The organism is Streptomyces sp. NPDC046915 (genome assembly GCF_040644935.1).
Lineage (GTDB): Bacteria > Actinomycetota > Actinomycetes > Streptomycetales > Streptomycetaceae > Streptomyces.
This window is the reverse complement of record NZ_JBEYXB010000001.1, coordinates 203,029-227,473: the sequence shown is the minus strand read 5'-3', so window position 1 is coordinate 227,473 and position 24,445 is coordinate 203,029. Positions and strand designations below refer to the sequence as shown.

Here is a 24,445-nt window from a genome sequence, read left to right as displayed (position 1 = left end):
TGCGGTGCCTGAAGAATTGTCAAACCCACCTGAAAAGGTGCCCGAGAACAGCGTTTTCCAGCGAAGTCAACAAGATTTCGCGATTGGTTTTCCGGGCGGCGGGTGATATTCAATTGGGCGCCGGTCGTCATCAGCCCGCGCGGAGGAATCACGCCATGAACGAGCAGTCTGCCCATGCCACTTGGCGCGTCGATGATCGCTGCACCAACTGCGACGTCGCCCGGCAACTCGCGCCGGACCTGATCACCGAAATCGCCGGCCGCTCCTCGGTCATCCGCCAGCCACGCACCGGCGAGGAGGAAAGGGCGCTGCACGCCGCGGCATTCGCGTGCCACACCCGATCGATCCGGCACGGCGCGCGCGTTCCGCAGCCGGCACTCGATCCCTTCCCGCTACGCCTTGCCGAGCACGTGCACCTCTGCGGGCACAACTCACCGCACACCGCCGGCGCGAACTCCTACCTGCTGCGCCGGCCGGCCGGAAACCTGATGATGATCGACACGCCACGCTGGAGTTCCGCCCTGGCCGCGAAGTACGCCGCCCTCGGCCCGATCACCGACGTACTGCTCACCCACCGCGACCATGCCGCGCACGGACGCGAATACGCCGACCGGTTCGGGGCCCGCCTGTGGATCCACGAAGGAGACCTCGCCGCCGCGCCGGACGCCGACGGTGTTCTCCGGGGCACCGAGCCGATCGAGATCGCCGACGGGGTGATGGCGCACCCGCTGCCCGGACACACCGAGGGGAGCGTGCTGTATCTCGCCGACGAGACCTACTGCTTCAGCGGTGACAGTTTCTACTGGTCCCGGACCGACGGCGACGTCGCCGTCGCCGAGTCGGTCACCTGGTACTCCATCACCGAACTGGCCGTATCACTGGCCCGCACGGCACCGCGGGTGCGCTTCGCATGGCTGCTGCCGGGCCACGGCGACCGCAAGCAGTTGCCTGCCGAGGAGTTCGCCCGCCGGATGGACGACCTGGCCGCGCGCACCGGAGGGCTCTCACCCCGACCGATCGACTTCACCGCACTGCGCTGGTGAGCCGTCGGGATCGGGGCGAGTGGCCGCCGTCGGATCAGTGCGGGCGGTCAGGGCGGCGAGGTAGTCGTCCAGGAGCTCGACCTGGCGCTGTGGCGGGAACGCCGCGGGGTCGAACAGGGCCTGGACCACCAGGCCGAGAATGAAGGACTGCGCGCCCACCGCGATGTGTGCGGGATCGCCAGGGGGCAGTTCGCCGAGCTCCTGGGCCGCGGCCACCCGTTCGGTCAGCCTGTCGCGGCCTTGGGCGTACTTGCGGGCGTAGTCGGTGCTCAGGGCGGGGTCGGAGAGCGCGGCGTCCCAGGAGGAGACCCAGATCCGGTTGCTGTCGGTGGCCACGGGGGTCAGCGGCAGGATGTCCAGCAGCGCGTCCCTCAGGGCGGCCAGGCCTGTGCCCGCATCCCGGCGGGGCCGGGAGAGCGTGCGCTGTTCGAGCAGGTCGAGGGCGTGCTCCAGCAAGGCGCGTTTGGTGGGGAAGTAGTGCGTGAGCAGACCGGTGGTCGCGCCGAGTTCGGCGGCGACGGCGCGCAGCGTCAGGCCCGCGAAGCCGCGTGTGGCCATGACCTGCCAGACCGCTTCGGAGACGTCGCGTCGGCGGGCCTCGTGATCTCCCTTGGTGCGTGCCATGACGCCACGGTACATTGCCATAACACTTGTTATGTGAATGGGGAGGCCCTCATGTTCTCGCTGCCGCTGCGCGACGGTGCTCGCCTTGCTCCGCTGGAGGTCTGGCACGCCGAGGAGTTCGCCGGCCATATGGATCGGGCTCGTGAACACATTCGTCCGTGGGTCGGGTCGACGTTCGTCACCGACGATGTGGACGGGGCGCGTGCCACGCTCAAGCGGTATGCCGAACGCCAGGCCGGTGACGGGGCCCGCCTGTACGGCATCTGGCGGGACGGCGTGCTGGTCGGCGGGGTGATGTTCACCGATTTCCAAGCCGCCGTCGGCTCGTGCGAACTCGGTTGCTGGCTGGAGCCGGCCGCCGAGGGGCACGGCCTGGTCACGCGGGCGTGTGCCGCGCTGTTGGACTGGGCGTTCACGTCCCGGGGGCTGCACCGGGCCGAATGGCATTGCCGGGCCGACAACGAACGCAGCTCGGCGGTGGCCGAACGGCTCGGCATGACGCTGGAGGGCCTGCGACGCGAGGCGTGGCCGTACGAGGGCGTGCGCTACGACAAGCAGATCTGGGCGGTGCTCGCTCCCGAATGGCGAGCCCTGGGGCACTGACGACGGGTGCGCGCCGTCGGCGGGCCCCGCTCGTGCCGTGTCAGGATCCGGCAGCGGACACGTCGCGGTCCAACTCGGCGGCCAGGCGTCGCATGACGGTGCGGTTGGCACGCCGCAGGGTGCCCCGGACGGCGGGCGCCAGCAGGCGCTCGGCGAGAGGCGCGCGCACCCAGGCGTACGTGAACGCGATGTGGCTCCCGCCGGATTGCAGCGGTTCGATGGTGTAAGTGCCGTGGGCGAGGCGGCGGCCGGCCGCGCTGACGTTCCGTTCGACGATGCGCCGCGGCGCGTCGGCCTCGACGACCTCGATGGTGACGTCGGTCTTCGTGCCACCCAGCGCGGCGGTGACCGTGGCGCACGATCCCATGCCGCTGCCGGGACCGCTGTAGCGCCAGTCGGTCAGATAGTGGTTCGTGAACCGCTCGTGGTGAGCCATGACATCGAGGAAGTCGTAGACCCGCTCGGGCGGGTACGGAACGTCGATGGACACGGTGACAGGCCTCATGTACCACACGGTACACAGGGCATGTACCAATTGGTACACTCGCGGCGTGGTGAATACGGACGACCCGCATCCCGAGCCCGAGACCCCGCGCGTCACTGACGGGGACCGGCGCGCACAGCTGGTGGACGCGGCCGTCGACCACGTCGCGGCACACGGCATCGCGGACTTGAGCCTGCGCCGTCTGGGCGCCGCGATCGGTGTCAGTCACCGCATGCTGATCCACTATTTCGGCTCCAAGGAACAGCTGCTCGTCGAGATCGTCCGGACCGCGGAGCGACGTCAGCGCGATCTGCTGGCCCGGCTCCGCGCGGAGCCCGGTCTCTCGCCCGCGGATGCCGCGCGGCTCCTGTGGCGGCAGTTGACGGATCCTCGGCTGGGCGGTCAGGAGCGGCTCTTCTTCGAGATCTGCGGGCATGCGCTGCGGGGCCGCCCCGAGGCCGTCCCGATCCTCGAAGGGCTTGTGGCGGACTGGCTGGAACCGCTCGTGGCGGCCGAGGTCGCCGCGGGGGCGGACCCCGCCGCGGCCCGGAACCGCGCGAGGCTGGGACTCGCCACCGTGCGCGGTCTGCTGCTCGACCTGCTCGCCACGGGCGACCGCGCCGGCGTCGACGCGGCGATGGAGGAGTTCCTCCGGCTGTACTACGGCCCGTGAAGCGCCGGCGCCTTCGTCGGTAGGGCGGTTGCGGAGAGGGCGCGCAGATCGTCGAAAGCCTGGAGGAGATGCGCGTCCAGGCTCTGTGCGGGGTCGTCGATCCAGGCTTGGAGTGCTTGGTGAAAGGCGGCCCAGCCGGTCTGGGCGGCCAGGCCGGCCAGCCGGTCGGCGACATCGCGCTGCCGCAGCGCCTCCGCTACGGCTTCGGTGAGCGACGCGGCCTTGGCCAGGTCGCGTTCGCGGAGCGCCGGTGTCGCGGCGATGACTTCCAGCCGTGGTTCGGCGAACGGGCGATTGTCCTCAAGGATCCGTTCGACCTTCCGGAAGGCCCAGAGCAGCATCTCGAGCGGCCGCAGCTCATCGGGCGCCTCGGCCACCGCCTCCGTCAGCGCGGCGCGCAGGTTGGCTTCGCCGTCGAAGAGCACCTCACGCTTGTCCGGGAAGTGCCGGAAGAACGTGCGCTCGTTGACACCGGCCCGGGCGGCGATCTCAGCCGTGGTGGTCTGGTCGAACCCGCGTTCCTGGTACAGCTCCAGGGCCGCCTGCTGAAGGCGGCGACGCGCTTCTGCTCCGCTCCGTGGCACCCCCCGAGGCTACCGCATGCGTCGTCGGCCGGCGCCCCGTTGCGCCAGTGACTGGCGCTACCTTAATGTCAGTCACTGGCGCTAAGTAGTGCCAGTCACTGACATTGAATGGGGAGTACCTCATGCATGTTTTTGTCACCGGTGGTTCCGGTCTGACCGGCCCCGCCGTCGTCGCGGAGCTCGTCGCGGCCGGCCACACCGTCACCGGTCTGGCGCGCTCGGATGCCGCCGCGGCTCGGCTGGAGTCGCTGGGCGCCACACCGCACCGCGGCTCCCTGGAAGACCTCGACAGCCTGCGCGGCGGCGCCGAAATCGCCGACGGCGTCCTGCACATGGCCTTCGGCGGCGACTTCTCCGACCCCGACGACATGATGCGGCGCGACCGGACCGCGATCGAGGTGCTCGGCCAGGCGTTGGCACACTCGGGCAAGCCGTTCGTCAGCACCTCGGGCACGCTGGTCATGCCTCCCGGCCGGGAGGGCACCGAGACTGACGATCCCGACACGGCCGGGATCGCCGGCTTCCGCATCCCGGGCGAAAGGGCATGCCTGGCCATCGCCGCCCAGGGCGTACGCGCGAGCGTGGTCCGGCTCGCTCCCACCGTCCACGGTCCCGGGGACTACGGCTTCATCGGCATGCTCGTCGCCACCGCGCGAAAGACCGGCATGTCGGCCTACATCGGCGACGGCGGCAACCGGTGGCCCGCGGTACATCGGCTCGACGCGGCGATCCTGTTCCGCCTGGCACTGGAGAAGGCTCCTGCGGGCAGCATGCTGCACGGAGCGGCCGAAAGAGGCGTCACCCTGAAGAGCATCGCGGAGACGATCGCGACGGGCCTCGATCTGCCCGCGGTCTCGCTGACCCAGGAGGCGGCTGCCGCGCACTTCCCGAGCCCGTTCATGGCCACCGTCTACGGCTTCGACGCGCCGGTGTCCAGCACTTACACGCAGGAGCTGCTCGGCTGGTCGCCCACCCACCCGACACTGCTCGAAGACCTGGAGCACGGCGATTACCTGACGCCGCCGGTCTCCTGACCCCCCACACCGATCCCGCCTCGGTGAGTGCTGGTGCCTTGTTCAGCGGTCGGTGCCCGGGCTGCGTATGCCCGCGGGGCCTTTGACGGTGTGCAGGACGAGCGAGCTCTCGATGCTCTGGACGGCCGGAAGCCTGGAGACGGTGTCGGTCAGGTACGCGTAGACCCCTGGAACGCTGCGGGTGGACACGGACGCGGAGATTGCGGGTGCCGGTGACGGCGGCGGCGAAGGCCACCTCGGGATGCCGGGCCAGCGCCCGGCCGGTGGTGGCGAGGTCCACGGGCGGCACCGTCAGCCACAGCTGGGTGCGGATCGGCAGCCCGAGCCGTACGCGGTCGGTGTCGATGTCGAAGTAGAGCACACCGCTGTGACGCAGTTCGGTGATCCGGCGCTGCACCGTGGAGTGCGCCAACCCCGTTTCGGCGGCGAGTCGGTTGAGCGGTACGCGGCCGTCGTCGCGCAGCAAGGAGAGGATCCGGTGGTCGATGTCGTCCAGGTAGACGGATTCGGCCGGGTCGGCCGCCGGTGCGGTGTACGGGCTCAGCCGCGCGATCTGTTCGGGGGAGAGGGCACCCCGCTTGGTGATCACACTGTCGCTGCGGCCGAAGAAGACGTGCAGCAGGCAGTGGGCGCTCAGGTCCAGGATCCGCGCGCTGCGGGGCAGCGTCTTCAGCAGCAGTTCGTCGGCGGGAGTGGGAGCGGAGGTCCGGCAGACCAGTTCGGTGCCGCCTGAAGTGCGGCTGATCCAGGAGGTGTCCGTCCGCCGCGCGAGGGCGGACGCGACATCGCCTGCCGAATCCGGGGTGCAACGGATCCGCACCAGCCATTCGAGGTGGCCCAGCCGGGAGGGATCGACCAGTCCCCAGATGCGCAGGGAGCCCGCCGCACGCAGGCGGGCACAACGCCGGGCGACGGTCTGGTCGGAGACTCCGATGACCGAGGCGACCCGGGAGAAGGGCGCCCGTGCGTCCACGTGCAGGGCGTGGAGGATCTGAAGGTCGGTCTCGTCGTAGGAGTCGGATTCCATCGGGACACCTCGGATCGTGTCGGATTCGCCGAGTCTAGGGCTGGTGAAGGGACTTGAACCTGGAGGGCGGACACGCTGGGGCCATGAACGTGGATTCCCGGATACCAACTGAGCACGCCGCCGTCCTGATCGTGGGCGGCAGCATCGTGGGCGCCTCGGCCGCACTGTTCCTCGCCGCCCGGGGCATCACCCCCGTCCTCGTCGAGAAGCACCCCGCGGTGTCGACCCGGCTGCGCGCCAAGCTGTTCTATCCGCGCACCATGGAGGCGTATCGCTGCGTAGGGGCCGATCAGGACGTGTACGCCGTCCAGCACAGTCTCCCGCCGGCCGATCACGCCGCGGTGGTCACCTCCCTTGCCGGGCCGGAAGTGCGGCGCTGGCGTCTGCCGGCCGCGGAGGACTTCAGTGACGTCTCGCCGTGTCCCAGCGCGCTCGTCAAACAGGCCGACCTGGAGGAAGTGGTCCGCGCGCACGCGCTCGCCCGTGGCGCCGACCTGCGCCTCGGCCACCGATTCCGGCATCTGCGCCGGCACGACGACCACGTCGTCGCCCACGTGCTCGATCCGGGGGGAAGGCCGTACACGGTGACGGCGGACTACCTGCTGGCAGCGGACGGGAACAGCAGCGCCATCCGGGAAGCGCTCGGTATCGGCCGCAGCGGCAGCACGGTGGTCTCACACGTGCTGGAAATCGGCTTCACGGCCGACCTGCGCCAGACGCTGGGCGGCCGCCGCCTCGCCCTGGCCTGGACCGACCTGCCCGAGCGTGCCTTCATCTCCTGGAACACGGCACACGACCGCGGGACGGTGTCGGTGACGTACGATCCCGCGACCGTCGACCCTGCGACCGTGTTCGACACCGAGCGGTGCCGTGACACCGTGTCACGGGCGCTCGGACTACCCGCGTCGCGTTTCACGATCACCGGGACCCGGCCGTGGCAGATGGGCGGCTGGGTGGCCGATTCCTACCGCACCGGCCGGGTCTTCCTGCTCGGAGACGCGGCACATGTCACCCCGCCGACCGTTGGCTTCGGGGCCAACACCGGTATCCAGGACGCCTGGAACCTCACCGCCAAGCTGGTCTCCGTGCTGCGCGGCGACGCCGATCCGGGGCTGCTGGACGACTACGAGCCCGAGCGCCGCGCGGTGGGCGAACTCACGGTCGAACAGGCACTGTTGCGCGTCGGGAACCGCGCCGAGGCGCCGGCCGACAGGTGTCCGCTGCTCAGCGAGGCGGCAGTGGCGATCGGCTACCGCTACCCCATGCCCGGCGACGATCCGGATCGCGGCCTGGCGGAGGCGGACGAGCCGGGCCGCTGGCGTGGCGAGCCCGGCACCCGGCTGCCGCACACGCGCCTCGCCGGCCGGTACGGCGGCCTCTCGACCCTCGATCTGGTCCGCGACGGCCGTCACCTGCTGCTCGCCGGGCCCGAAGGACGCCCTTGGGCACGGGCCGCGCGCGAGGTGGATCCCCGGGGCGCCTTCCTCGACGTGGCCCTGCTGCCCCGCCAGGCCGGTTCGGGAACAACACGGCCGGCCGCCGCCTGCGGCATCGGAGACCACGGTGCCATGCTGGTCCGCCCCGACCACGTGATCGCCTGGCGCACCACCCATGCCACGGCGAACACCGCCGCGGCCCTGACCGGGGCCATGCGACGGGCCCTCCGGCCCACCCATGTCACCCACTAGGACGAGGCCGTTGCTCGGGACGTCGGGCGGTTCGGCTACGTGGCGGGGTTTTCGGTGTCGGGGGCGGTCCACTCGACGAGCTGGACGACGATGCCGTTCGGGTCGGTCAGCTGGAACAGCCGCTCGCCCCAGGGTTCCTCACGCAGCGGCATGGTGATGGGTGCGCCTGCTTCTCGCAGGTGCCGCTCCTGCGCCTCGATGTCGGTGACGGTGAGGGCGAGGATCAGGCCGGTCGCCTGGTGGTCGCGCTGCTCGGGCGGCAGCACCTCGATGCCCTGGCGGAGCAGCACGACATCGATGGCGGCGTCATCGCGGGTCAGGGAGACGAATCCGTCGGCGGCCATGGCCTGTTGGTAACCGAGGTGAGTGCAGAGGAAGTCGCGGGAGGCGTCCACGTCGGCGACGGTGAGGGAAAGGGTGGAGGCGGTGACGTTCAAGCGGTGCTCCTGGAGGGTTCGGGTGGCGAGAGGGCGAGAGTGGCAGCCCATCAGCTTCATTCCATGAGGCTAAGTTTACTACGGACGTAACTTTATAATGAGAGTCAAGGAACGGCAAGGTGATTTTTACGTCAGGGGTAAGATTCCGCTCATGGGCACCGAACCTGGGCTCCGCGAGTCCAAGAAGCAGGAGACCAGACAGCTGATCTCCGACTGCGCCACCAAGCTCTTCATCGAGCAGGGCTTCGAGCGGACCACCATCGCCGAGATCGCCGTCGCGGCCCGCGTCGCCAAGAAGACCGTCACCAACTACTTCCCCCGCAAGGAAGACCTGGCCCTCGACCACCACGAGGCATTCACCCAGGGCCTCGCCCTGGCCGTCACCGACCGCCGGCCCGACGAGACGCCACTCGCCGCACTGTCACGAGCCCGCCGCACAGCCCTGCTGGAGCACAGCCCGGTCATCGGCTTCACCGGCCTCACGTTCGCCCGCATGGTCGCCGACAGCCCCACCCTCACCGCCCGACTGCGTGAACTGCACGACCAGCGCGAGGAAGCACTCGCCACAGCGCTGGCGATCGACACCCCCGCCTCCGCCGACGCCATCGCGCCCCAGGCCGCCGCCGCTCTGATCGCCGGAGCCGACCGCCTGCTGTTCCGGCGTATCCAAGAGCTGACCCTGGCCGGCCACACCAATGACGAAATCACCGCAACGCTGCTCCCGGAGGCCGACCACACCACCGCCCTCCTGACCGCCGCCCTCGCCGACCACCCCACGGCCACGACCGCATCCCAGGCCGCGTCCGGCTCGGTTGCGGGTGGGGCAGCGGAAGGATGAGGCGTTACCCAAACAGGTGCCGGTGGGTCTGGCTCCATGCCAACTTGCGTTCGAGGTCCAGCAGATAGCCTTCGGCCACCCAGGCTGCCTGGGGTTCATGCCCGGCATCGGCCAGCCGGCGTACTCGTTCGGCGTTCTCCCGCTGCTCGCGGATGACGGCGTCTACGATGCCGGCGGTGGAGGGGAGGCCGTAGGCCGTGCAGAACCGTTGCAGGCGTCGACGGCGGTCAGGTGGTCGCGGACAGCGGAGCCAGTGGGTGCACTCGGTGTCGTCCCTGAACGGTGCGACGTACTGCAAGGCGTAGGCGATGTCGTGCAGCGGTGCTGCCGGGCGCGCGAAGTCGAAGTCGATGAGGCCCACCGGCTGCTGTCCCTGCCAGACCACGTTCCACGGGCCGAAGTCGCCATGGCAGACCACCTCACCGTCGGCGGACGCCGTCGCGCCCTCCGCCCAGGCGGCGTTGTCGGGAGGGGTGAAACCCGCGGTGGCGTCGTGGTACTCGCGCAGCAGCCGGGCGAAGGCGGCCAACCCGTCGTCGCCCACGACCTTGGCCCACCCCAGCCGCCCCGACTCTCCGTCGATGTAGCTGAGGACCTCGCGGCCTTCCCCGTCGATTCCCAGGGCCCGCGGAGCGTAGGGGAAACCCACCGCTTCGAGATGACGCAGCAGTGCGTGCACCGTCTCGGTCCAGGGCTGAACGGGGCGGCGCACGGTGTCGCCGATCCGCACCACGCGCCGGTGAGCGTGATCCTGTAGCACGTCCTCGTCCGTCACCCGCACGAGGCTAGTGCCGCGACAGGCAACGTTCGCCCCGTCGCGACGCCCGGCACGCTCCCCCACAGCCTCAAGGGCGTGGGAGGTGCCCCCACTCGCCGCACCGGGCACAAGCCCGAGTACATCCAGTACGAGGGCTCGCACCCGGCACTCCCCCCAGCCTTCGGCCGGGGGGACCCCCAGAGCACGCACCGGACGCCGCTCCTTGACGGGCAAACGTTGCCTGCCGCGGCACTAGCCACCGCGCCGACAGCGCGACACGTGAATTGTGCGGCGGGACGGCTTCATCTCCGGGCGGCTGTTTGTGTTCTGCGGTTGAGGACGCGGGATGCGCGGACGTCCTGCGGGCCGCGCGGGCGTGTGGTGGCGGGGCGCAGTCGGACACGGGCGTCGAGACCGGTGCCGGGGGCGGGGTGGAGGGTGATGGTGCCGCCGGAGGCGTCGACGAGGTGGCGGACGATGGGCAGGCCGAGGCCGGTGCCGTCGTGGTGGGTGTCGGAGGCGCGCCAGAAGCGGTCGAAGGCGCGTTCGCGGTCGGCTTCGTTCATGCCGGGCCCCTGGTCGATGATGTCGAGCTGGGTGCCGGGGGTGCGGTGGAGGGTGATGGTGGTGCTGGGCGGGGAGACGCGCAGGGCGTTGGCGAGGAGGTTGTCGATGATCTGCTCCAGGGCGCCGGGGATCGCCCAGACACGGCCGGCGGGCGGGCCGGTGATGTCGATGGTCACGTACTGCTCGGCGGCCAGCGGCTCCCACATCGCCACCCGGTCGGTGAGGACGTCGTCGAGGTCGACGGGTTCGGGGGTGGTGGCGGTGTTCTCGAGGCGGGCCAGGGCGAGCAGGCCCTGGACCATGCGGCCCAGGCGTTCGACCTCGCCGACGGCCTCGTCCAGGCTGGGGTGGGCGCGTGGATCGAGATAGGGCTCGAAGTTCTCGAGGCGCAGGCGCAGTGCGGTCAGCGGGGTCTTCAGCTGGTGGGAGGCTTCGGAGGCGAACGCCTGCTGCGCCCTGAGGAGTTGCTGCAGACGGGCGGCGGTCTGGGTGAAGGACGCGGCCAGACTGCGCAGTTCCGGCGGTCCGGTGGTGGTGTCGGGCGGGTTCGTGAGCTGTCCGGTGGCGAGCTGGGCCGTCGCGGCTTCCAGGGTGCGCAGCGGGCGGGTGATCCACCGGGCCAGAGTGAAGGCGACCAGTGCGACGGCGGCGAGGATGCAGGCTCCGGCCAGGGCGAGGGCGCCCCAGATGCGGTGGATACGGGCCTCGACCCCGGACAGGGGATAGGTCAGGCGGAGAGTGCCGCGGACGGTGGTGCCCGAAGCGCCGGGCATGGTCGCGGACAGGACGTCGTCGCCGGTGTCGTCGGTCGTGGTGGTGACGGTGGGCTTGTTGGCCAGGGCGCGGGCGATGTCCGGCTGTGCCGCGAGGCCGATGCCGGTGGGGCCGGCCGGGTCCGAGTCGGCCAGGACGACCCCGTGCTTGTCGGTGACGATCACGCGGCCGCCGTTGCGTTCCGCGTAGTCGCCGACCACGTCGGGCAGCGCGTCGAGCCGGCCCTTTTCGATGTCCTCCTCGGCGATCTCGGCGAGCATGGACGCGTCGCGCTCCACGCCCTGGGACGCGCGGGAGGTCTCGCCGCGGGCGTAGACGAAGCCGAGCGGGATCTCCAGGCCTGCCAGTACGAGCAGCGCCAGCCCCAGGTAGCTGAGCAGCAGGCGCCGGGTCATCCGGCCACCTCGGAGGCGGTGTGGTCGCCGGGGACGGTCAGCCGGAAGCCGACCCCGCGGGCGGTGGTGATCCAGCCCGGGTCGCCGAGCTTGCGGCGCAGCGCGGCGACATGAGCGTCGAGGGTCTTGGTGGGACCGAAGAAGTGCGGGTCCCACACGGTGTCCATGATCTGCTGGCGCGAGCACACCGTGCCGGGATCCTCGGCGAGGTAGGCGAGCAGGTCGAACTCGCGCGGGGTCAGAGCGATGTGCGCTCCGCCGAGGTGGACCTCGCGGGTTCGGCGATTCACCGTGAGCGGGCCCAACGCGTGCGCGCCGGAGGCCGGCTGGGGTATTGCGGGCGCGTCCGGGGGCCCGGCCGGCGCGTAGGCGGGCGCTCCCGCGCGGCGGGTGACGGCGCGGATACGGGCGATCAGCTCCCGCACGCCGAAGGGCTTGGCGAGGTAGTCGTCGGCGCCGAGTTCGAGGCCTACGATCCGGTCGGCTTCCTCGCCCCGCGCGGTGATCATGATGATGGGGACGGCGGAGCGGGCGCGCAGGCTGCGGCAGACGTCCAGGCCGTCCATGTCCGGCAGGCCGAGATCGAGGAGGACGAGGTCCGGTGCGGCGTGGGTGTCGGCGAGTCCGGCGGCGCCGGTGCGGACATGGTCCACGGTGAACCCGTACCGTCCGAGCCCCTCGGTGAGGGGGCCGGCGATTCGGTCGTCGTCCTCGATGAGCAGCAAACGCATTGCGCAAGGCTCGCACAGCTGTGGCAGGGGAGTTGCAGAGTGCACGGGAAGCCGCCTGGGGCCAGGGAGACGTATGGGACGACGGTGGACAAGCAGGTGCCGTCCGCGCGGACCCTGTTCCTCCTGCCCGTGCCCCTCATCGCGGCCCCCGTCGGCATCGGGTTCTGGCTGTGAGGGGCTCGGGCCGTCCCTGTCAGCCGGCGTCCTCGGTCTCCTCGGTGCCTTCCTTCCTGGTGTCGGTGACCTTGAAGGACTTGTCGATGTAGACCTCGATCGAGGTGCCGTCCGCCTGCTTGACCTCCACCGCGTACATGCCGGGCTTCTCCGCGTCCTCCTCGGACTTCACGACCGTGCCCGGGTACTTGGCGAGCGCGGCGGCCTCGGCCTTCTGCTTGACGTCACCGGTCAGCGGCGGCTCGGTCTTGTCGTCGGTGTCACCGTCGCCCGCACCGGCCTCACCGGCGGCCTCGGCGCCGCCCGCGCTCTGGGCCGACTGCTGGGTGTCCGCTGCCTTGGAGCTGTCGGATCCGGAGTCGGAACCGCCGCAGGCGACCAGCGCGAACATCATCACTGCGGCGGGAGCGGCGAGCAGGGCACGGCGGGGCAGAGCACGCATCAGGGGTGTCTCCAAACACTGGGGAATCACTTGCGAGTTCAGAGGCCCTTGGAACCGGCCTCCGGGGGATGACTACGACCCTAGGAACCCGCTGTTGAGAGACAGCCCAGCAAACGGAGAGCGAGAGACCAGAGGATTGCCAATGTTCCGCCGCACCACGTCGCCCCGTGAGGACGCGGTCAGGCGGGCTGCCACAATTCGACCCGATTGCCCTCAGGATCGGTGACCCAGCCGAATCGGCCGATGCCGTCCATGTCCTGCGTTTCCTCGGCCACGTCCGCTCCCGCGGCGCGCAATTGCGCGAGCATCGCATCCAGGTCGCGGACCCGGAAGTTGAGCATGGTCCGCTGGGCGCGGGACCCGAAGTACTCGGTCCCGGACTCGAACGTCGCGAACACCGTCACCCCGGCCTCCTGACGCCACACGCCGTTCTCATCGGCATCCAGGCCCAGGCAATCGCGATACCACGCACTCAGGGCCGCCGGGTCGGCCGCCCGCATGAAATAGCCACCGATTCCAAGCACACGTTCCATGCCGCCATCTTGCCAGGACGGCGATCGAGCGGACCGGCACCACACCATCACCGGCCTCACCCCCCAGTCTTCCCGTACTATCGGCCCGCACCTGCCGTCGATCACCACCAGGGATTTTGTGAACCACTCCGATCTCCGCGCCAAGGCCCCTTCGCTCGCGGCCGGCATGGCCGCCGCCGATCACAGCCCGGACATCCAGCTGTCCCAGACCCACCACCGGGCCGCGCTGGTGGCGAGCTGGCGCATTGCACACGGCGCAACCGTCCTCGAACTGGGCTGTGGACAGGGCGACATGACCGCCGTCCTCGCAGAAGCGGTCGGACCCGAGGGGCGCGTGGTGGCCGTGGACGTGGCCGATCCCTCCTACGGGGCACCGGTCACGCTCGGGGAATCGGCAGCCCGGCTCGCGGAGGGTCCTCTCGGGCCGTGCATCGACTTCCGCTTCGGCACGGACGTCCTCGACCCGTCGGTCGACTTCCCCGAAGGCGCCTTCGACCACATGGTGCTCGCACACTGCTCCTGGTACTTCGCCTCCCTCGTGCAACTGCGAGACACACTGGCCCGGGTACGGCCGTGGGCGCGGCGACTGTGGTTCACCGAGTGGGACTTGACGCCCACCTCCGGCGATCAGTTGGCGCACCTCCTCGCCGTGCTGATCCAGGGACAGATCGAGGCCGCGGGATCGCATGGCGAGGGCAACGTCCGCACGCCCTTCTCCCGTGAGGGGCTGCTGCGGCTCCTCCCTGAGGCCGGATGGACGGCCGACGACAGCGGGTCGGTCGATACGGAAGAGCTTCAGGACGGCGACTGGGAAATCGCTGCCTGCCTCGACCTGGCCGGTACGGAGGAACGCTTGGCCGTGCTGCCCGAGCCGGTGCGACAGCTCGTCCTGAGCCAGGCCGACGTTCTCCGGGCAATCGCCAAGCCGCGCGGCAACCGAGCCCTCGGCGCGTATTCGATCACCGCGCGCTGACTCGTACCAGCGGCTGTGTCAGACAAGTCGAGCGAGAGCGTTCTGCGAGCGGTGGGATGAGGTCGCTTGCGGGGAACTGCTGGCAGACGCCTCGCCCAGCCTGCTAAGTTGACGACACACGCGAGCCTTCTCGGTGCGGACTGCGGTCCGCCGGGGAGGCTTTTTTCATGCCCGGGCAAGCGCGCCCAACCACCGCCTCCCCACCTCATCCGCACGAGGAGACCCTTCTCTTGAGCCAACGCACGAACACCGCTGCAGCCGCCGGTACGTGGCGACTCGGTGATCTGATCGTCAACCGCCTCGGGTTCGGCGCGATGCGTCTGACCGGGACCGTGCCCTTCGACCGAGGCGTACCGCGTGACCGCGAGGAGTCGATCGGCCTGCTCCGTAGGGCCGTCGAGCTGGGCGTGAACCACATCGACACTGCCGCGTTCTACTTCTCGGCGACGCGTTCCGCGAACGAGCTGATCAACCGGGCGCTGGCACCGTACCCGGAGGACCTGGTCATCACGACCAAGGTCTGGCCGGGCCGCGACACCTCGGGCGCATGGTGGTGGGCCACACCCGCGCAGTTGCGTGGCCAGGTGGAGGAGAACCTGCGGCAACTCGGCCGGGATCACCTGGACGTGGTGAACCTGCGCGTGCCACCGAGCCGGCGGACGGGCTCGGTCGGCGAGCACTTCGGCGCGTTGGCCGAACTGCGCGAGGCGGGACTGATCCGGCACCTGGGTGTCTCCAACGTCACGTCCGAGCAATTGACCGAGGCCCTAGCCATCGCCCCTGTCGTCTGTGTGCAGAACCCGTACGGAATCGGCGCAGCGAGCGAGGACCGGGCTCTGCTGCACCGCTGCGGCGAACTCGGCATCGCCTTCGTTCCGTTCTTCGCGATCGCCGGTCCCGGCCGCGAGGCAGGGCCGGCCGCCCAGGACAGCGAGGAAGTGCGCGCCGTCGCCCGCGCACACGGGGTTTCCGCCGCACAGGTCCGTCTCGCCTGGACCCTGCACCAGGGGCCACATGTGCTGGGCATCCCGGGGACCGGCGATCCCGGCCACCTCGCGCAGAACATCGCGGCCGGCGCGCTGCGGCTCTCGAAGGAGGAAATGACACTCCTCACCTAGGGGCCTGTTGCGAAAGTCCTGTCTGCCCGGCGACGCGCGGCACGCCCTCTCGCCGCACCGGGCACAGACCCGAGTACGTCCAGTACGAGGGCCTGCGCCCGGCACGCCGAGAGCACGCACCGGACGCCGCCGGGCCCGCCCTTCGGGCGGACGACGGGACTGTCGCAACAGGCCCTGACCGCACAGCCCGAAGGCCGGGCCGATGGTCCCCATCCTCCGTGATGTTCGGCCCTATCGGCGCGAACGAGGCCACCGCGATGATCGATGAGTCGGCCGGCGCCGTCAGACGGCCGGCCGTCACCGCCATGTCGCTGTGTAGTACACACACCCGTACCCGTAAAGGGAGACCCATGCTTTCGCCCGCCTCGGCCGCAGTCGTCCGTGCCACCCTGCCCGCAGTGGGTGGCGCCCTGGACGACATCACGGCGCGCTTCTACGGCACCATGTTCGCCGAACAGCCCGAGCTCCTGGACGGGCTGTTCAACCGAGGCAACCAGGCCAGCGGCGAGCAGCGCAAGGCGCTGGCCGGATCCATCGCGGGCTTCGCGCAAACCCTGCTGGCGAACCCCGACGCCCGCCCGGACGCCCTCCTGGCCCGGATCGCCCACAAGCACGCCGCGCTCGGGGTGACCGAGGACCAGTACACGATCGTGCACAAGTACCTGTTCCGTGCCATCGCCGACGTGCTGGGGGAGGCGGTCACCCCCGAGGTGGCCGCGGCCTGGGACGAGGTGTACTGGCTGATGGCCGGCGCACTCATCGCCCAGGAGGCCCGGCTCTACCAGCAGGCGCAGGTCGATCCCCGCAACCCCTGGCGCCAGTGGACCGTGGTGGAGCGGCGGGAGGAGACGGCGGACGTGGTCTCCTTCCTGCTGCGTCCGGCCGACGAGGGCCCCATGCCGCCGGCCCGGGCCGGACAGTACGTCAGCGTCCGGGCGCTCATGCCCGACGGCATCCACCAGACACGCCAGTACAGCCTGTCCAACGCACCAGGCGACCGGGTACGGCGCATCACGGTCAAACGAGTCGCGAGCGTGGCGGAGGCCCCTGAGGGCGAGGTGTCCAACCAGCTGCACCGCACCGTGCGGGCAGGCGACGAACTGTCGCTGTCGGCACCCTTCGGCGACGTGGTGCTCGACGACGCCGACCGGCCGCTCCTGCTGGTCTCCGCGGGCATCGGCTGCACCCCGATGGTCGGCATGCTCGAACACCTCGCGGCCACCGGAGCGACCCGCCCGGTGTGGGCGCTGCACGCCGACCTCTCCCCGGCCGAGCACGCGCTGCGCGCGGACACGGACCGCGCCCTCGGGGAACTGCCGGGCGCCCGTGCCCAGTTCTGGTACGAGCAGGACGCCGCCGGCGAACCCGGAGCCCGTGACGGCCTGATGGACCTCACCGATCTGGACCTGCCTGCCGACGCCGACGTCTACCTGTGCGGCTCGCTGCCCTTCATGCGCGCGGTCCGCACCCAACTGCTGCACGCCGGCGTCCCCGCACGCCACATCCGCTACGAGGTCTTCGGCCCCGACCTGTGGCTGGCCCACGCGGGCTGACCGCACCAGGCAGGCGTTTCTAGGACAGAAGCTGACCTAGAAGGGATCTAGCGTCATCACCACGTTGAGGCACTCGCATCCCAGGAGGCAGCCAGATGCCCGTCAAGCCGGTTCCCCAGGGCTACAACACCGTGACCCCGTGGATGATCTCTCGCGACACGGTGCAGCTCATCGACTTCATGAAGAGGGCGTTCGACGCGGAGGAGCTTGCGTGCCTGGCAGGCAAGGACGGAAGCATCGAGCATGCGGAAGTACGGATCGGTGACTCGGTGGTGATGATGTTCGACGCACGGCCGGAATGGCCGCCGACCCCCGGCTTCCTCCGCCTCTACGTCGAGGACGCCGACGCCGTGCACCAGCAGGCCGTTGCGGCCGGCGCCACCTCGGTCACCGAGGTCACCCACCTGTTCTTCGGAGACCGGGTGGGGCGGGTGCGCGATCCGCTGGGCAACCTGTACTGGATCCAGACCCGCGTGGAGGACTTGAGCCCGCAGGAGATGGAACGCCGCCTCGGCGACCCGGAGTACACGGAGGCGATGGAGTACGTGCAAAGCGCCGACTTCTTCCCCGGCGGGGCGTCCGGTCTCAGATGATGACCCGCCCTGCGCCGGTCGGCTCAGGTAGGGCCGACCGGCCCTGGTCCTTCGCACCGGGATCGCGCATGATCTGCGACAAGCGGGGATTCAGACAGAGCAGAACGCAGAACAACGCAGAACAAGGAGCAGCCGATGGCGGACGGCGAACAGCCCGGTCCCGACAACCCGATCCGGGTCTTCCTGCTGGACGACCACGAGGTGGTGCGGCGGGGCGTGCACGATCTCCTCGACGACGAACCGGACATCACCGTCGTCGGCGAGGCCGCCAACGTCGCGCAAGCCCTGGCACGCGTACCCGCACTGCGCCCGCAGGTGGCGGTGCTCGATGTGCGGCTGCCCGACGGCGACGGTGTGACCGTGTGCCGGGAGCTGCGCTCGCGGCTGCCGGAGCTGGCCTGCCTGATGCTGACCTCGTTCGACGACGAGGAGGCCCTGCTGGACTCGATCATGGCGGGCGCGTCCGGCTACGTCCTGAAGCAGATCCAGGGGTCGGATCTGGTGTCGGCCGTGCGTACGGTGGCCGCCGGCCAGTCCCTGCTCGACCCCAGCGCCACCGCCAAGCTGATGGCCCGGCTGCGCCAGGGCGGGGATCCGGAGCCCGAGCCCGACGCCCTGCCGGGCCTGACCGAGCGGGAGCGGGAAATTCTGGCGCTGATCGGTGAGGGACTGACCAACCGGCAGATCGGCCAGCGGCTCTATCTCGCCGAGAAGACGGTGAAGAACCACATCTCGCGGCTGCTGGCGAAGCTCGGTGTGGAGCGACGCGTCCAGGCCGCCGTGATCGCCACCCAGGCCCAGGACCGGCTCAGGCAAGAAGGCCACTGAAGCCGTACGGGGGTGAGCCTCGGGGTACCCGAGGGATGGGACCCGCCGCATCCTGAGCCGGTGAGGAGGATGCCATGGCATCGGGACTCGACGAGACGACGGTGGCCGGGTTGGTGGCCGATGCCACGGCGGCCCCGTCCATGCACAACGCGCAGCCGTGGCGTTTCCGCTTCCTGACCGGCGAGCGTCGCGTGCTGCTGTATGCCGACCCGGAGCGGGCCATGCCCCACTCGGATCCCGACAACCGGGCGTTGCACATCGGCTGCGGCGCGGCGCTGCTGAACCTGCGCGTCGCCGCCGCGCACGCGGACCTCGTCGCGGAGACACGACTGTCGCCCGAACCGGAAGACGCGCTGTTGCTCGCCGCCGTGCACCTGGCCGACCCGGCCGGGCGTCCGCGGGACGACGACCTGGCGCGGCTCCACCCGGTGATCCGGCAGCGGCACACCAGCCGGCACCCCTTCGCCGACAAGGATGTGCCCGAGGACGTTCGGGCCACGTTGCGGGACGCCGCCGCGCGGGAGGGAGCCGAGCTGCTGTTCCCCGGCGGCTGGCACACCGAGACCGTGCTCGACCTGGTGCGCGACGCGGAAAGCCGCGATCTCATGGACCCCGGCACCGACGAGGACCTGGTTCGCTGGACCCGGCTCGGGCCGGAAGCGGACACCGCCGTCGACGGCGTCCCGGAGTACGCCTTCGGGCCCCGTAAACGGGACGGCAGGGCTCCGGTCCGGGACTTCGCCGGGCGTCGCCCGGTGGCCGACCGGGGCGCCACCTCCTTCGAGCACGCCCCGCACCTCGCCCTGCTGAGCACTCCGGGCGACGGGCCCGTCGACTGGCTGCGGGCCGGCCAGGCTCTCGAGCGTGTGCTGCTGGAGGCGACCCTGGCCGACCTGGCCACCTCCCTGACCTCCCACGCCCTGGAGGACCGCGAGCTGCGCCTGCTGGCCCGCGATCCGGGCTCGGGCATCGGCCAGGTGCAGATGGTGCTGCGGCTCGGCTACGGACCGAGAGGCCCGGCTACGCCCCGCCGCCCCGTGTCGGACGTTCTCGACGTCGTGTGACCGGGGCCGACGGGCCCTGGTGCCCGACGAGCGGCCTCGGTCCTGAGGCGGAGGGCGCCCCGGAGCCGGGCAGCACGGCGGCGGGCAGCATGGTCAGCAGCATGACGCTGGGCTCGGTCGCCCGCACGGTGTGCGGCATCCGCCCGGGCAGATGGATCCAGGTTCCGGGCATCCGGGGGGTTCCTCCTCAGGGCTGGTACGGGGTGGGGACGGCGAGCAGAGTGATCGCGCCCAGGTGGGCGCTGTGGCGTCGGAAGACGCGGCGGATGTGCGTCACACGGCGCAGGGCGGCCGGGTGCCGCAGTGCCCGGCCTGCCATGCGCAGCGCGGGGAGCAGTCCTTCGTCGGTGACGAGCCTGCGCGGCTCGAGCAGCGTCATCGGTGCTGTCCTGCGGGCGGTGACGGTGAACCCCTCGTCGGCGAGGAGTCTGTTCCATTCGGTGGGCGTCAGGGGACGGGCGCCGACATGGATGGCGTCCCGCAGGTCCGCGGTGATCCGGTCGGCGAGGGCCGGGTCGAGACCGTCGGGCAGCAGGCACAGCTCATGGATGGCGTACCGCCCGGTGGAGTCGTCGAGGAGGCGGCGTGCCTCCCGTACGATGCGCCGCTTGGCCGGTTCCGGCTGCATCGTCAGCATCGCCTCGCCGTACACGACGGTGGCGGCGCCGTCCGGCAACCCGGTGTCCGCGGCGTCCGACCGCACGGCACGTACCTCGGTCGGGCCGGGGGCGGCGAGGGCACCGAGCGCGGCCACGGCGGCGGGGTCGCGGTCGACGGCGGTGTAGGCGGCGGGGCGGCGGGCGAGGGTCAGCCGGGCGGTGCCTCCGAGGCCGGCGGCCAGCTCCACCACCCGGTCGTCCGGATCCACGTCCAGCGCGTCCAGCATCCACTGGGTCAGCTCCACACCGCCGGGGCGCAGCACGCGCTTGCCCAGTCGGGCCAGCAGCCAGTGGCCGGGCATGCGGGTGGCGTCCAGTCCGTCACCTGGGACGGGGATGTTCTTCCGCAGGGCCGAATGGTCCGTCGATGCCATGCTCGTGCCTCGCTTTCTGCCCGTATCGGTACCACTCAGATGAAACTAACCCGGAGCGGTGGTGGGGTGCGGGGGCCGAACGTCCCGGCCTGCGGGCCCGCCGGGCCTCGCGGGCACGGTGGGCCGGTCACAGCAGGCTGCTCCAGTACGGCCAGAAGCGGGTGAGCACGAGCAACGCGATCACCCCGTACCAGGCGCCGAGCAGCATCCAGTGCGTGTCCCGTACGACCTCCAGGACACCCCGTGGCACCGGGACGATGCCCTGTTCCAGGCAGTGCAGGGTCACGTACCAGAAGAGGGCGATGGTGACGGTCCAGACGACGGCGCAGTAGGGGCAGATCTTGTTGAGCTCGTAGAGCGACTGCCCGATCAGCCAGTGGACGAACACGACCCCCGCCAGCGCTCCGGCGTCCAGCGCCAGCCACAGCCGGCGGTGCAGGCGTGCTCCGGAGAGCACGGCGATGCCCAGGACGCCCACGGCGGCGAAGGCACCCAGTCCGAGCAGCATGTTGGGGAAGCCGAACAGGTGGCCCTGCGGGCTGGACATGACGCTGCCGCAGCTCACGATGGGACTGATGTTGCAGGGCGGTTGGTAGGAGGGATCGCGCAGGAGCCGCCAGTCGTCCACGGTGAGCTGGAAGGAGGCGAGCCAGCCGACGATCCCGGTGAGGATCATCGCCCATGCCGTTCGGCGGCTCGCGCCCGTCGCACGCGGACGCCGGGTGGTCGTGGCGTCCGGTGCGAGCGTGGGTCTGTGGCTCATGCGGCTCGCCGGGAGCCGGAGGCCGGCCGGGGCCGGTGCGCGGCCGTCGGGGCCGCGGCCGGGGTGGCTCGCCGCCGGTAGACCAGGTACGGCCGGGCCAGGTATCCGATCGGGGCGCTCCACACGTGTACCAGCCGGGTGAACGGCCAGGCGGCGAAGAGCAGGCAGGCGGTCAGGGCGTGCAGTCGGAACAGCAGCGGAGCTCCGGCGATGGCCTCCGGCTGCGGCTGGAGGACGAACAGGCCGCGGAACCAGACGGAGACGGTTTCGCGGTAGTCGTAGCCGGGACCGAAGACGTTGTGCGCGGCGGTGGCGGTGATGCCCAGCAGCACGGTGGCGGACAGCAGCGGGAAGAGGAGCTTGTCGCTGCGGTCGGTGCCCAGCCGGATCCGGCGGGTCAGCAGGCGGCGGGCGCACAGCATGCCGAGCCCGGTGACCATGGCGACGCCGGCCACCGAGCCCGCCCAGACGGCCGTGGTGTGGTAGCCGTGCTCGGAGATCCCCGCGGCCTCGGTCCACGAGGAGGGAACGGCGAGCCCCACGACATGCCCGGCGATCACCATGAAGGTCCCCAGGTGGAACAGGGGGCTGCCCCAGCGCAGCCAGCGGTGTTCGAGGAGTTGGCTCGTGCGGGAGGTCCAGCCGAACTGGTCCTGCCGGTAGCGCCGGACGTGTCCGACGGCGAACACGGCGAGGCAGATGTACGGGACGGCGACCCACAGGAGCAGATCGGCGCCGCTCGCCGAGGCGGCGGCCGAGGAGGTGAGCGGGGGGTTCATCGGGGGCCTTCCGTACGGCTGGTGGCGGCGGGCGGAACACGGGTCGGCGGGGCGGGTGCCGGCGGCACGAAGGTGCCCGGAGGAGCGAACTCCCCCTCGCCGTACGTCCCGTAGGGGTCGAGGCCGACCTCCTCGTTCGGCGGGCCCTCGGCGACGAGCTGGGCCACCGCCGCGCGGTCGGCCTCGGTGGGCGGCGGCAGCAGGGTGAGGAGCGCGGCCAGGACGTGCCGGTACGGCGAGTCGGCGTCGGTCAGGGCGCGGTGGATCAGCTCCAGTCCCCGCCGGTGCTGGCGCAGCGGCGCCTCTCCGCCGCCCGGGCCCACCAGGGCGGCGAACTCCAGCACGACCGGCAGGTGGTCGGGCAGTTCACCCCCGTCGGTGTCCCAGCCCGAGGCCCGGTAGCGCTGGTTCAGCGTGAGCAGGGCCATGCCGCGGCGGCGGGTGTCGCCGTGCAGGTAGTAGGTGAGGTAGAGGCTGCTCTTGCGGCGCAGGTCGAACATCTCGACGTAGTGGCGTTCCAGCGCCTCGGGGTCCTGTGCGGCGAACCAGTCGGTGAACCGAGCCAGATGCTCCGCCGCGGACGTGGCCGGCAGGGCCTCCACCACGGTCGTCAAGTCCCTCCTGGCTCCGGTCAGTTCGGAGTCGGGGTATTGCAGCAGCAGCGACACGAGCCGCAGTACCAGCGCTCGGCCGGCCGTCTCCTCGGGGGTGAGCCGGGCCGGGCGGCGCACGGCCGCCCGGACGCGGGTGCGGACGAGAGCGGGAATCGTTGCGGGCAGTGGGCTCACGAGTGACCTCCGGCGGTGTTGCGGCGCAGGGTGGGAATGCCGAGCATGACCTTGCGGGGCTCGGCGTCGCCGGACGATTCGACCGGGCAGCGGTTCTCGATGGCGGTGAGCGCGGCGGCGTCCTCCTTGTGGGCGGCGGGGACGACGTACCGGTCCTGGTACTTGGCGACGGCGAGGAGCCGGTGCAGGTCCTCCGCCTCGCGGGCGGTGAGCCCGACGGCCTTGAGCGCCGCCTCGTCGCCGGCTTCGCCGAGGGTGCGTTCGCGCATGTACGAGCGCAGCGCGGTGAGTTTCATCAGCACCCCGGCCACCACGTCGGTGTCCCCGGCGGTGAACAGCTCGGCCAGGTATTCCAGGGGGATGCGCAGGCGGGTGACGGCGGCGAAGACGTGGTCGGGGTCGTCCTGGTTTCCGCCCGCCGCCTCCACGGCGTCGAGGACGGGGGAGAGCGGGGGCACGTACCAGACCATGGGCAGGGTGCGGTACTCCGGGTGCAGCGGCAGCGCCACCTTGTACCGCATGACCAGGTCGTACACCGGGGAGCGCCGGGCGGCGTCCAGCCAGTCCTCCGGGATCCCCGACTCCCGTGCGGCGGCGATCACTTCGGGGTCGTGCGGGTCGAGGAAGACTCCGCGCTGGGCGTCGAGGAGGTCCTTCTCGTCCGGGGTGGCGGCGGCCTCGCCGACGCGGTCGGCGTCGTACAGCAGCAGCCCGAGGTAGCGCAGCCTGCCGACGCAGGTCTCGGAGCAGACGGTGGGCTGTCCGGCCTCGATGCGCGGGAAGCAGAAGGTGCACTTCTCGGCCTTGCCGGTGGCGTGGTTGACGTACACCTTCTTGTACGGGCAGGCCGTCACGCACATCCGCCAGCCGCGGCAGCGGTCCTGGTCGACCAGGACGATGCCGTCCTCGACCCGCTTGTACATCGCGCCGGACGGACAGGCCGACACACAGGCCGGGTTGAGGCAGTGCTCGCACAGCCGCGGGAGGTGGAAGAGGAAGGTCTGCTCGAACTCGAACTTCACCTTCTCGGCCCACTCGCCGGTCAGGTTGGGGTCGCCGCCGGCGTGTTCGGGCGCGCCGCCGAGGCCGTCCTCCCAGTTGGCGCCCCAGGTGATGGAGGTGGGCCTGCCGGTGAGTACGGAGCGGGGGCGGGCGACCGGCATGTCGTTTCCGGCCGGGGCGCTGACCAGGTTGTCGTAGTCGTAGGTGACCGGCTCGTAGTAGTCCTCGATGCTCGGCAGGTCGGGGTTGGAGAACAGCGACAGCAGGCGCTTGACGCGGCCGCCCGAGCGCAGGACGAGACGCCCGCGCTTGTCGAGCATCCAGCCACCCTTCCACTGCTCCTGGTCCTCGTACCGGCGCGGGTAGCCGACGCCGGGCTTGGTCTCGACGTTGTTGAACCAGGCGTACTCGACGCCGGTGCGGTTGGTCCACGTCTGCTTGCAGGTGACCGAGCAGGTGTGGCAGCCGATGCACTTGTCGAGGTTCATCACCATCGCCACTTGGGCCATCACCCGTCCGATGGTGGCTTCGCCACGGGGCATC

At 70.8% G+C, this 24,445-nt stretch carries 26 protein-coding genes and 1 pseudogene; 12 read left to right on the top strand and 15 right to left on the bottom strand.

Annotated features, from left to right (window positions below):
* Positions 1 to 155: 155 nt before the first annotated feature.
* Complete coding sequence (locus tag ABZ915_RS00945; RefSeq protein WP_361795730.1) at positions 156 to 1,043, top strand: MBL fold metallo-hydrolase; 888 nt, start codon at positions 156 to 158, stop codon at positions 1,041 to 1,043.
* Here ABZ915_RS00945 and ABZ915_RS00940 read toward each other — a convergent pair.
* Entirely contained in the window at positions 1,005 to 1,667 is a 663-nt protein-coding gene (locus ABZ915_RS00940; RefSeq protein WP_361793644.1) for a TetR/AcrR family transcriptional regulator, read from the bottom strand. The two genes, ABZ915_RS00945 and ABZ915_RS00940, sit on opposite strands and share 39 nt — an antisense overlap.
* A gap of 51 nt (positions 1,668 to 1,718) precedes the next feature.
* On the opposite strand from ABZ915_RS00940, the gene ABZ915_RS00935 reads away from it, so the two are divergent.
* Positions 1,719 to 2,270 (top strand): GNAT family protein, encoded by a 552-nt coding sequence (locus ABZ915_RS00935; protein ID WP_361793641.1) that lies wholly within the window; start codon positions 1,719 to 1,721, stop codon positions 2,268 to 2,270.
* Between the two features lie 40 nt (positions 2,271 to 2,310).
* On the opposite strand, the gene ABZ915_RS00930 is transcribed toward ABZ915_RS00935, so the two are convergent.
* Complete coding sequence (locus ABZ915_RS00930; RefSeq protein WP_361793638.1) at positions 2,311 to 2,775, bottom strand: SRPBCC family protein; 465 nt, start codon at positions 2,773 to 2,775, stop codon at positions 2,311 to 2,313.
* Between the two features lie 46 nt (positions 2,776 to 2,821).
* Here ABZ915_RS00930 and ABZ915_RS00925 point away from each other — a divergent pair, with 46 nt between their 5' ends.
* A complete protein-coding gene (locus ABZ915_RS00925) occupies positions 2,822 to 3,427 on the top strand; it encodes a TetR/AcrR family transcriptional regulator (RefSeq protein ID WP_361793635.1) in 606 nt (201 codons plus the stop codon).
* Here ABZ915_RS00925 and ABZ915_RS00920 read toward each other — a convergent pair.
* Entirely contained in the window at positions 3,415 to 4,011 is a 597-nt protein-coding gene (locus ABZ915_RS00920) for a TetR family transcriptional regulator (protein WP_361793632.1), read from the bottom strand. The genes ABZ915_RS00925 and ABZ915_RS00920 overlap by 13 nt on opposite strands.
* A gap of 122 nt (positions 4,012 to 4,133) precedes the next feature.
* On the opposite strand from ABZ915_RS00920, the gene ABZ915_RS00915 reads away from it, so the two are divergent.
* The gene (locus ABZ915_RS00915) at positions 4,134 to 5,045 is read left to right on the top strand and encodes an SDR family oxidoreductase (protein WP_361793629.1); all 912 of its coding nucleotides are present in this window, start codon (positions 4,134 to 4,136) and stop codon (positions 5,043 to 5,045) included.
* A 418-nt stretch (positions 5,046 to 5,463) separates the two neighbouring features.
* Here ABZ915_RS00915 and ABZ915_RS00910 read toward each other — a convergent pair.
* A pseudogene (locus tag ABZ915_RS00910) lies at positions 5,464 to 6,072 on the bottom strand (AsnC family transcriptional regulator); the annotation flags it as partial.
* 83 nt (positions 6,073 to 6,155) lie between these two features.
* Here ABZ915_RS00910 and ABZ915_RS00905 point away from each other — a divergent pair.
* On the top strand, positions 6,156 to 7,760 hold the full coding sequence (locus tag ABZ915_RS00905; protein WP_361793626.1) for an FAD-dependent monooxygenase: 1,605 nt from the start codon (positions 6,156 to 6,158) through the stop codon (positions 7,758 to 7,760).
* A 35-nt stretch (positions 7,761 to 7,795) separates the two neighbouring features.
* Here the strand turns inward: ABZ915_RS00905 and ABZ915_RS00900 are convergent, their stop codons facing one another.
* Positions 7,796 to 8,197: a VOC family protein gene (locus tag ABZ915_RS00900; RefSeq protein WP_361793623.1), complete on the bottom strand. Its 402-nt coding sequence runs from the start codon at positions 8,195 to 8,197 to the stop codon at positions 7,796 to 7,798.
* A 151-nt stretch (positions 8,198 to 8,348) separates the two neighbouring features.
* Here ABZ915_RS00900 and ABZ915_RS00895 point away from each other — a divergent pair, with 151 nt between their 5' ends.
* On the top strand, positions 8,349 to 9,035 hold the full coding sequence (locus tag ABZ915_RS00895; protein WP_361793620.1) for a helix-turn-helix domain-containing protein: 687 nt from the start codon (positions 8,349 to 8,351) through the stop codon (positions 9,033 to 9,035).
* A 4-nt stretch (positions 9,036 to 9,039) separates the two neighbouring features.
* Here the strand turns inward: ABZ915_RS00895 and ABZ915_RS00890 are convergent, their stop codons facing one another.
* The 5 genes from ABZ915_RS00890 to ABZ915_RS00870 all read right to left on the bottom strand — a co-directional run bounded on the left by ABZ915_RS00890 (position 9,040) and on the right by ABZ915_RS00870 (position 13,408).
* On the bottom strand, positions 9,040 to 9,810 hold the full coding sequence (locus tag ABZ915_RS00890) for an aminoglycoside phosphotransferase family protein (RefSeq protein WP_361793617.1): 771 nt from the start codon (positions 9,808 to 9,810) through the stop codon (positions 9,040 to 9,042).
* Between the two features lie 284 nt (positions 9,811 to 10,094).
* Complete coding sequence (locus ABZ915_RS00885) at positions 10,095 to 11,528, bottom strand: HAMP domain-containing sensor histidine kinase (protein ID WP_361793614.1); 1,434 nt, start codon at positions 11,526 to 11,528, stop codon at positions 10,095 to 10,097.
* On the bottom strand, positions 11,525 to 12,259 hold the full coding sequence (locus ABZ915_RS00880; protein WP_361793611.1) for a response regulator transcription factor: 735 nt from the start codon (positions 12,257 to 12,259) through the stop codon (positions 11,525 to 11,527). The genes ABZ915_RS00885 and ABZ915_RS00880 overlap by 4 nt, the downstream gene beginning before the upstream one ends.
* Positions 12,260 to 12,452: 193 nt before the next feature.
* A complete protein-coding gene (locus ABZ915_RS00875; RefSeq protein WP_361793608.1) occupies positions 12,453 to 12,875 on the bottom strand; it encodes a PepSY domain-containing protein in 423 nt (140 codons plus the stop codon).
* 179 nt (positions 12,876 to 13,054) lie between these two features.
* Entirely contained in the window at positions 13,055 to 13,408 is a 354-nt protein-coding gene (locus ABZ915_RS00870; RefSeq protein ID WP_361793605.1) for a VOC family protein, read from the bottom strand.
* 118 nt (positions 13,409 to 13,526) lie between these two features.
* Here ABZ915_RS00870 and ABZ915_RS00865 point away from each other — a divergent pair, with 118 nt between their 5' ends.
* The 6 genes from ABZ915_RS00865 to ABZ915_RS00840 all read left to right on the top strand — a co-directional run bounded on the left by ABZ915_RS00865 (position 13,527) and on the right by ABZ915_RS00840 (position 19,537).
* A complete protein-coding gene (locus tag ABZ915_RS00865; protein WP_361795727.1) occupies positions 13,527 to 14,381 on the top strand; it encodes a class I SAM-dependent methyltransferase in 855 nt (284 codons plus the stop codon).
* A 230-nt stretch (positions 14,382 to 14,611) separates the two neighbouring features.
* On the top strand, positions 14,612 to 15,499 hold the full coding sequence (locus ABZ915_RS00860) for an aldo/keto reductase (RefSeq protein WP_361793602.1): 888 nt from the start codon (positions 14,612 to 14,614) through the stop codon (positions 15,497 to 15,499).
* A 350-nt stretch (positions 15,500 to 15,849) separates the two neighbouring features.
* Positions 15,850 to 17,052 carry a globin domain-containing protein gene (locus tag ABZ915_RS00855; protein ID WP_361793599.1) on the top strand — a complete coding sequence of 401 codons (1,203 nt, stop codon included), beginning with the start codon at positions 15,850 to 15,852 and terminating at the stop codon, positions 17,050 to 17,052.
* A 95-nt stretch (positions 17,053 to 17,147) separates the two neighbouring features.
* Positions 17,148 to 17,645 carry a VOC family protein gene (locus ABZ915_RS00850; protein ID WP_361793596.1) on the top strand — a complete coding sequence of 166 codons (498 nt, stop codon included), beginning with the start codon at positions 17,148 to 17,150 and terminating at the stop codon, positions 17,643 to 17,645.
* Between the two features lie 135 nt (positions 17,646 to 17,780).
* Positions 17,781 to 18,473, top strand: a complete 693-nt coding sequence (locus ABZ915_RS00845; RefSeq protein WP_361793593.1) for a response regulator transcription factor — start codon at positions 17,781 to 17,783, stop codon at positions 18,471 to 18,473.
* A 74-nt stretch (positions 18,474 to 18,547) separates the two neighbouring features.
* Positions 18,548 to 19,537 (top strand): nitroreductase family protein, encoded by a 990-nt coding sequence (locus ABZ915_RS00840; protein WP_361793590.1) that lies wholly within the window; start codon positions 18,548 to 18,550, stop codon positions 19,535 to 19,537.
* Positions 19,538 to 19,724: 187 nt separating this feature from the next.
* On the opposite strand, the gene ABZ915_RS00835 is transcribed toward ABZ915_RS00840, so the two are convergent.
* From ABZ915_RS00835 to narH, 5 genes are all read right to left on the bottom strand, one after another.
* Positions 19,725 to 20,570, bottom strand: coding sequence for a class I SAM-dependent methyltransferase (locus ABZ915_RS00835; protein ID WP_361793587.1), 846 nt, complete (start codon positions 20,568 to 20,570; stop codon positions 19,725 to 19,727).
* A 127-nt stretch (positions 20,571 to 20,697) separates the two neighbouring features.
* Positions 20,698 to 21,333: a vitamin K epoxide reductase family protein gene (locus ABZ915_RS00830; RefSeq protein WP_361793584.1), complete on the bottom strand. Its 636-nt coding sequence runs from the start codon at positions 21,331 to 21,333 to the stop codon at positions 20,698 to 20,700.
* A complete protein-coding gene (gene narI, locus ABZ915_RS00825) occupies positions 21,330 to 22,112 on the bottom strand; it encodes a respiratory nitrate reductase subunit gamma (protein WP_361793581.1) in 783 nt (260 codons plus the stop codon). Before narI ends, ABZ915_RS00830 begins: the two co-directional genes overlap by 4 nt.
* Entirely contained in the window at positions 22,109 to 22,900 is a 792-nt protein-coding gene (narJ, locus tag ABZ915_RS00820; protein ID WP_361793578.1) for a nitrate reductase molybdenum cofactor assembly chaperone, read from the bottom strand. The genes narI and narJ overlap by 4 nt, the downstream gene beginning before the upstream one ends.
* On the bottom strand, positions 22,897 to 24,444 hold the full coding sequence (gene narH, locus ABZ915_RS00815; RefSeq protein WP_361793575.1) for a nitrate reductase subunit beta: 1,548 nt from the start codon (positions 24,442 to 24,444) through the stop codon (positions 22,897 to 22,899). Before narH ends, narJ begins: the two co-directional genes overlap by 4 nt.
* Position 24,445 lies beyond the last annotated feature (1 nt).

Excerpts from the sequence above, each read along its gene's own strand:
- ABZ915_RS00945 (WP_361795730.1), top strand. The coding sequence starts at position 156 with ATGAACGAGCAGTCTGCCCATGCCACTTGGCGCGTCGATGATCGCTGC.
- ABZ915_RS00940 (WP_361793644.1), bottom strand. The coding sequence starts at position 1,667 with ATGGCACGCACCAAGGGAGATCACGAGGCCCGCCGACGCGACGTCTCC.
- ABZ915_RS00935 (WP_361793641.1), top strand. The coding sequence starts at position 1,719 with ATGTTCTCGCTGCCGCTGCGCGACGGTGCTCGCCTTGCTCCGCTGGAG.
- ABZ915_RS00930 (WP_361793638.1), bottom strand. The coding sequence starts at position 2,775 with ATGAGGCCTGTCACCGTGTCCATCGACGTTCCGTACCCGCCCGAGCGG.
- ABZ915_RS00915 (WP_361793629.1), top strand. The coding sequence starts at position 4,134 with ATGCATGTTTTTGTCACCGGTGGTTCCGGTCTGACCGGCCCCGCCGTC.
- ABZ915_RS00905 (WP_361793626.1), top strand. The coding sequence starts at position 6,156 with ATGAACGTGGATTCCCGGATACCAACTGAGCACGCCGCCGTCCTGATC.
- ABZ915_RS00895 (WP_361793620.1), top strand. The coding sequence starts at position 8,349 with ATGGGCACCGAACCTGGGCTCCGCGAGTCCAAGAAGCAGGAGACCAGA.
- ABZ915_RS00885 (WP_361793614.1), bottom strand. The coding sequence starts at position 11,528 with ATGACCCGGCGCCTGCTGCTCAGCTACCTGGGGCTGGCGCTGCTCGTA.
- ABZ915_RS00880 (WP_361793611.1), bottom strand. The coding sequence starts at position 12,259 with ATGCGTTTGCTGCTCATCGAGGACGACGACCGAATCGCCGGCCCCCTC.
- ABZ915_RS00875 (WP_361793608.1), bottom strand. The coding sequence starts at position 12,875 with ATGCGTGCTCTGCCCCGCCGTGCCCTGCTCGCCGCTCCCGCCGCAGTG.
- ABZ915_RS00870 (WP_361793605.1), bottom strand. The coding sequence starts at position 13,408 with ATGGAACGTGTGCTTGGAATCGGTGGCTATTTCATGCGGGCGGCCGAC.
- ABZ915_RS00855 (WP_361793599.1), top strand. The coding sequence starts at position 15,850 with ATGCTTTCGCCCGCCTCGGCCGCAGTCGTCCGTGCCACCCTGCCCGCA.
- ABZ915_RS00850 (WP_361793596.1), top strand. The coding sequence starts at position 17,148 with ATGCCCGTCAAGCCGGTTCCCCAGGGCTACAACACCGTGACCCCGTGG.
- ABZ915_RS00845 (WP_361793593.1), top strand. The coding sequence starts at position 17,781 with ATGGCGGACGGCGAACAGCCCGGTCCCGACAACCCGATCCGGGTCTTC.
- ABZ915_RS00840 (WP_361793590.1), top strand. The coding sequence starts at position 18,548 with ATGGCATCGGGACTCGACGAGACGACGGTGGCCGGGTTGGTGGCCGAT.
- ABZ915_RS00835 (WP_361793587.1), bottom strand. The coding sequence starts at position 20,570 with ATGGCATCGACGGACCATTCGGCCCTGCGGAAGAACATCCCCGTCCCA.
- ABZ915_RS00830 (WP_361793584.1), bottom strand. The coding sequence starts at position 21,333 with ATGAGCCACAGACCCACGCTCGCACCGGACGCCACGACCACCCGGCGT.
- narI (WP_361793581.1), bottom strand. The coding sequence starts at position 22,112 with ATGAACCCCCCGCTCACCTCCTCGGCCGCCGCCTCGGCGAGCGGCGCC.
- narH (WP_361793575.1), bottom strand. The coding sequence starts at position 24,444 with ATGCCCCGTGGCGAAGCCACCATCGGACGGGTGATGGCCCAAGTGGCG.